9 protein-coding genes and 1 pseudogene are annotated in these 5,255 nt (G+C 31.0%); 4 read left to right on the forward strand and 6 right to left on the reverse strand.

The genetic code is table 11. The features are described 5' to 3' along the window. The 6 genes and pseudogenes from J6Y29_02770 to J6Y29_02795 all read right to left on the reverse strand — a co-directional run bounded on the left by J6Y29_02770 (window position 1) and on the right by J6Y29_02795 (window position 3,530). Window positions 1–575, reverse strand: a pseudogene (locus tag J6Y29_02770) (transposase). Window positions 576–681: 106 nt separating this feature from the next. After that, window positions 682–993: a hypothetical protein gene (locus J6Y29_02775; GenBank protein MBP5426803.1), complete on the reverse strand. Its 312-nt coding sequence runs from the start codon at window positions 991–993 to the stop codon at window positions 682–684. Window positions 994–1,010: 17 nt separating this feature from the next. Continuing rightward, window positions 1,011–1,403 (reverse strand): hypothetical protein, encoded by a 393-nt coding sequence (locus tag J6Y29_02780; protein MBP5426804.1) that lies wholly within the window; start codon window positions 1,401–1,403, stop codon window positions 1,011–1,013. 555 nt (window positions 1,404–1,958) lie between these two features. Next, complete coding sequence (locus J6Y29_02785; protein ID MBP5426805.1) at window positions 1,959–2,273, reverse strand: TfoX/Sxy family protein; 315 nt, start codon at window positions 2,271–2,273, stop codon at window positions 1,959–1,961. Window positions 2,274–2,389: 116 nt separating this feature from the next. Next, window positions 2,390–2,764 carry a RidA family protein gene (locus J6Y29_02790; GenBank protein ID MBP5426806.1) on the reverse strand — a complete coding sequence of 125 codons (375 nt, stop codon included), beginning with the start codon at window positions 2,762–2,764 and terminating at the stop codon, window positions 2,390–2,392. A 112-nt stretch (window positions 2,765–2,876) separates the two neighbouring features. Beyond that, complete coding sequence (locus J6Y29_02795; protein MBP5426807.1) at window positions 2,877–3,530, reverse strand: type A chloramphenicol O-acetyltransferase; 654 nt, start codon at window positions 3,528–3,530, stop codon at window positions 2,877–2,879. Window positions 3,531–3,749: 219 nt separating this feature from the next. Here J6Y29_02795 and tnpA point away from each other — a divergent pair, with 219 nt between their 5' ends. The 4 genes from tnpA (at window position 3,750) to J6Y29_02815 (ending at window position 5,251) form a co-directional block, all read left to right on the forward strand. Further along, window positions 3,750–4,118, forward strand: a complete 369-nt coding sequence (gene tnpA, locus J6Y29_02800) for an IS200/IS605 family transposase (GenBank protein ID MBP5426808.1) — start codon at window positions 3,750–3,752, stop codon at window positions 4,116–4,118. A gap of 11 nt (window positions 4,119–4,129) precedes the next feature. Next, window positions 4,130–4,324 (forward strand): hypothetical protein, encoded by a 195-nt coding sequence (locus J6Y29_02805; GenBank protein ID MBP5426809.1) that lies wholly within the window; start codon window positions 4,130–4,132, stop codon window positions 4,322–4,324. 109 nt (window positions 4,325–4,433) lie between these two features. Further along, entirely contained in the window at window positions 4,434–4,841 is a 408-nt protein-coding gene (locus J6Y29_02810; GenBank protein ID MBP5426810.1) for a hypothetical protein, read from the forward strand. A 29-nt stretch (window positions 4,842–4,870) separates the two neighbouring features. After that, a complete protein-coding gene (locus tag J6Y29_02815) occupies window positions 4,871–5,251 on the forward strand; it encodes a transposase (protein ID MBP5426811.1) in 381 nt (126 codons plus the stop codon). Window positions 5,252–5,255 lie beyond the last annotated feature (4 nt).

Genomic DNA, 5,255 nt, shown 5'->3' on the forward strand with positions numbered 1-5,255 from the left:
ATTAGTATCTCTATCATGATACTTACCACAATCTGGACAAATCCAAGATCTAATTCCAAAATTTCGCACTTCATTATTTTTGCATCCACATTCTGAACAAATTTGAGAGCTTGCAAAAAATCTATCTACCTTCACCAATTTTTTGCCCATCTCTTCCAACTTGTATTTTAGAAATGTAGTAAACATCCCCCATCCATTGTCACATACTGACTTACCAAAGTTCAAAGCTTGTGACATCGCCTTCATGTTTAAGTCCTCTATACATATACAATCATACGCATTTGTTAACTTCCTCGACAATTTATGCAAAAAATCCTTTCGGCAATTTGCCACTTTCTCGTATATTCTCGCCATTTTTTTCTTTGCTTATCTCTATTCTTCGAACCTTTTTTCATTAGTGACAATTTTCTGTGTTCTTTTTTTTATCTTGCCTCTTTTCTTCTATAATATCTTGGATACTCTGCTTCTTGTCCATTGCTATCTTTATATAATCCTTTCATAGAAAAATCTAATCCCAAAAAACTCACTGTATCTTTATTTGATACTTGTTTTTCATATTCAAACAATCTACTACTTGCACTTTTATATGCATTATTCCAAAATTGTCAATACTAACTTTTTTGGCGATTCATCCCTTCACCTATAGAGGTGAGGCTATTCTCGCCAATATTTAGATAAACTTTACGGCAATCGGGTAACCTTCAATTTTTTTGATAATATATCAATATTAACACCAACTGAGGATACAATATTCATTTCAAGCATAGTATCACCTATTTCGTGTATATCTAAATATAATATAATACTAACCTCACCATGCAAATCACCTTTTATATTAATTTTTTGTACATCCTCAAAAGATAATTTTACACGTCTACCATTTTCTGATTTAGCTATAATTTCAACATTTATACTATTAATTGCAATATCTTGTATAGTATAATCATGTAACTCTGATTTCAACAAATTATAACCTTTTACTAAATTTTCCAAATAGATCAACCTCTTTTCTATACTATTGGCACAAGATTTCTGATAGGAATTACTATTCTACTACCTTCCGAAATTATAAAATACAGTGTTGTTCCTAAAATAGCAGCTTTTTTAACCTTTTTAGAAACATTCTCTACAGGTTTTCTCTCTCCTCTCTTCGGAGCTTTTTCATTCTCTCCGCTCCAATCCCAATCATGTTCATGTGGCTCTTCATTAGGGACATAATCCACATCTCTTTGTGCACGCCCATCTTTATCATATTGTCTTTCTTGCTTTTTATTACCATTTTTATCATACGTAACTTTCGTGGAATTAGGCTTACCTTTAATTGCATATGATGGCTGTTTCATCCCTAAAAATGTAACAATAACAAAAAACAAAAATGCAATTTTAATTATCTTCTTAAACATACTTTAACAACACCCCTACTTAATTATTAATATTTTTTCTTCTGTTTTGTGTCCTATTTTTATCCTATAGAACACCCTCTTGCTTTTCCCTTCTCTATATCACCTCTTCTTACATTTTCTCTATTAGACATAATATCTAATATTACTTTTTATTACTTCTTCTTCTCACCTCTTTATTCCATTTTTTTCTTTTTAGTGTGTTTTTTTCCTTCTTCTCCTAAAATTTAACATATATTATGTTGTTTGTCAAGCATTTTTGGATTAAATTGTATTTTTTTATTGAAAAATACTGTTATATTGACTCACAATATCTTTATAACCTAAAATATAATTAGTAAAAAAAGTAAAAATATAGTTAATTTACAAATAAAAAAACTCCCCAAATATATGTTTAAATCAAACACATATATTTGAAGAAGCAAAAAGCCATTAATTAAACATCGTACACTGTGTCTACACAGCTTTAGCCTATTCGTATTTATAATGAAGCATACTTACACCAACTTTTAGAAACAAAAATCCTCTACAACTAAAAAACTTCTACAAGAGCCACTTCTACTTTCTTTTCTTTGAAAAAGGTAACTCTTGGTACATTTTTTCTATAAGCTCTTTTAAAAAATCCTTACTATCTATATTGTCTACCATAATCATCTCTTTTCCACCTTTATATGGAATCTCCATATTTGCATGTGGCATCATAGCTAATCCAACTTCAGTCGGTTTCACAAGAAATCGATCATCGTATATACCACCCACTATCTTGTCTCTATAATAAATAATATACTCTCCCATCATATACCTATATGTTATTTCATCTAGCTCTGACAACTGTTCCAAAACAAAATCCAGATACTCTTTATTAGAACCCATTTTATTTCCTCTCTTGTTTCTCTACAATTTTTAAAATACTCTTACCCATTTTGGGAACTTTAACATATCCATTTTTCTGGCAAATTTCTAGTCTTTTTATCCTAATTTGCAATTTACTATTTATGTGCAATCGCTTCTATTTCAACCATAGCACCCTTAGGAAGACTAGACACTTCAAAACAAGCTCTAGCTGGCACATCATTCTTAAAAAATTCACCATATGCTTCATTAATTTCAGGAAATTTGCTAAGATCTTTAACGAGAACTGTTGTTTTTAAGATCTTATCCATAGAACTTCCACAAGATTCAAGAATAGCTTTAATATTATTCATGGATTGCCTTGTCATAGCCTTTATATCACTCTCCACAAGTTCCCCTGTTAATGGATTAATAGGGAGTTGACCAGACACAAATATAAAACCATTAATCTCTGTTGCCTGAGAATAAGGCCCTATTGCTAATGGTGCATTTTTAGTGTTTATTATATTCATTTTTATTACCCTCCTTAAAAAAACACTGTTAACTATTGCAATTATACAAATTAATTTTTAATATGTCAACAGATCATGTGCATCCTAAAGCTATTAATCTGTAACTTTCGAATTATAAATTAAAATCTACAATCAAATCTTGTAAATCACTAAAAAATCTACTTACATGATATCCATCACAAACAGCATGATGTACAGATAATGCAACTGGCATTAAAAGTTTATTATTATCTTCAAAAAAACGTCCAAGCATTACCTGTGGTGATAACCATAAGCTATCATTTATAGCCTGACCTGTAAAACTCGTAAAACTACTCCAAGGAAGCGAACTTATATCGTAACAATTACCAGGGAACTCACCTTTAGCCGTAACACTACGCTTTTCACCATAGGTACTAATATCATAAATAACTCTGTCATAAAATGCTCTAAAATCATCCGTATACTCTGTCCACAATAACGAAATTTTCTTATCACTTTCATGAAAAATTGGATAACGTGGGTAGATTGCATCGTAAATTCCCAAAATACCATCCTCATCAAAATTCATTCTAAATTCGCTGTTTTTATTTACTATTCTAGAAACAACATATATAAAAACAGGATAATGTCTCAGATTGTTTTTTTTAATTAGTTTAACTAAATTAGTAACATCGACATTCATAGTCATGCTTATCTTACAACAATTTTTTGTTGTAAACCATTCATAATATTCTTTCCTATCCCAGTTGTTTAGATCTATTTTTTCAAATTTCATTAATATCATCCTTTATTATTTTTTTAGCAAAAAATCTCTGTCAAGTATTTTTCTCTTTTTTATTCTATAATAATTAATCCACTATTTCAATTTTTTTCTTCTTACCAAAAACGCCGTAAAGGCCCTAACTTCAGTTATAGGGATATAAAGCGGCATTAAAAAAATTATACATATACTTGCATTATATAAATTAGTGATATATAATAAGCGAATAAATCTAACAATAATGTGGTTTATTCATGCAAATATCACGTGGTGTTTTGTCCGAAATATCGACGTTCCGTATTGAAATATGGAGTTGAAGTTAGGTTAAAGGAGTTGATTATAGAAACATGCACTAAACTTAGTGTCGAAATCATAGAAATGGAGATAATGCCAGATCATGTACATTTGCTAATTGAAGTAGATCCACAATTTGGAATACATAAGGTAGTAAAAAGAATAAAGGGGTATTCCTCTAGGATGTTAAGGCAAGAATTTGCATGGCTAAAATCAAGAATACCCACGCTTTGGACCAATAGTTATTTTGTATCAACAGTAGGTGGTGCACCACTTTCTGTGATTAAGCAGTATATTGAGAATCAGAAAAATGTTTAGGAGGTGATTTTGTGCAATTGGTGGAAACAGTGAAGTTATACTTGAGTAATTATAAGAAAAAGCTTGTGGCTTGTACAATGAAAGAATATATAGCTACAGTCAATAGTCTTGTTGCTATGGATATAGACGGCACATCAATTGCCAAAATCACGACAGCTAACGTTAATGCGAACTTGCCATCTGCATTAACTAATCAATGTATTTAGAGATGCGAAATCGATTGTAAAGAATTATCGAAAAAAATGTCGCGATGTAGAAAGAATAAATAAGGAACTGGAAAAGAGAAAATCGAATATTAGAAAAAGTGAACCAACAGTGCCAGTTGTAAAAAGACCTTGTTGTTATATAAACAGTCAAAACTTCAAGATAAAAGGTAATAGGATAGAATTTCCAGTAAGAATACAAGGAAAAACAAAGAGGATATCGGTTAATACTAAAATGACTGAGCGTCAAAAAGAACATCTATCCTGTGCAAAACTTGGTATCATGCGTATTATAAAAAAACAAGATTGTATTATGGCACAGTTGGTGTATGAAGTGGAGGAGGTGGAAATGAAAACAGAAGGTAATGTTAAGGGAGTAGATTTGGGAATCAAATGTCCAGCAGTAAGCCATTGTACAGATGGTAGTGTAAAGTTTTATGGGAATGGACGTAAAAATAAATACATGCGTAGGAGATATGAATATCTTAGAAAGAAATTGCAAAAAAGATTAGTGCAGTAAAGCGTATCAATAATAAGGAACAACGCATAATGAAAGATATAGATCATAAAATAAGTCATGATATTGTGAAAACTGCTAAAGAACACAATGTCAGAGTCATAAAATTAGAGCGATTTTCAAATATTAGCTCTACGACAAGAACAAGTCGTAAAAACAATCATAGTCTACATAATTGGTCATTCTATAGACTGATGCAGTTTATAGAATACAAAGCAAAACGTGTAGGGATATCAGTTGAATATGTGGATCCTGCTTATACAAGCCAGAAGTGTCCAATTTGTGGAAGTGTACATCACGCAAATGATAGAAGCTATGTGTGTGAATGTGGGTTTCGTACACATAGGGATTTGCTTAGAGCAATGAATATATGTAGATCAACTGAGTATGTTGGTAACAGACATACTGCATAGGGAA

It is taken from the genome of Clostridiales bacterium (genome assembly GCA_017961515.1).
In the GTDB taxonomy this organism is placed as follows: domain Bacteria; phylum Bacillota; class Clostridia; order Acetivibrionales; family RGIG10202; genus RGIG10202.

Coding starts and splice junctions, on each gene's coding strand:
- J6Y29_02785 (MBP5426805.1), bottom strand. CDS start 2,273: ATGGGTTCTAATAAAGAGTATCTGGATTTTGTTTTGGAACAGTTGTCA.
- J6Y29_02815 (MBP5426811.1), top strand. CDS start 4,871: ATGAAAGATATAGATCATAAAATAAGTCATGATATTGTGAAAACTGCT.
- J6Y29_02795 (MBP5426807.1), bottom strand. CDS start 3,530: ATGATATTAATGAAATTTGAAAAAATAGATCTAAACAACTGGGATAGG.
- J6Y29_02790 (MBP5426806.1), bottom strand. CDS start 2,764: ATGAATATAATAAACACTAAAAATGCACCATTAGCAATAGGGCCTTAT.
- J6Y29_02780 (MBP5426804.1), bottom strand. CDS start 1,403: ATGTTTAAGAAGATAATTAAAATTGCATTTTTGTTTTTTGTTATTGTT.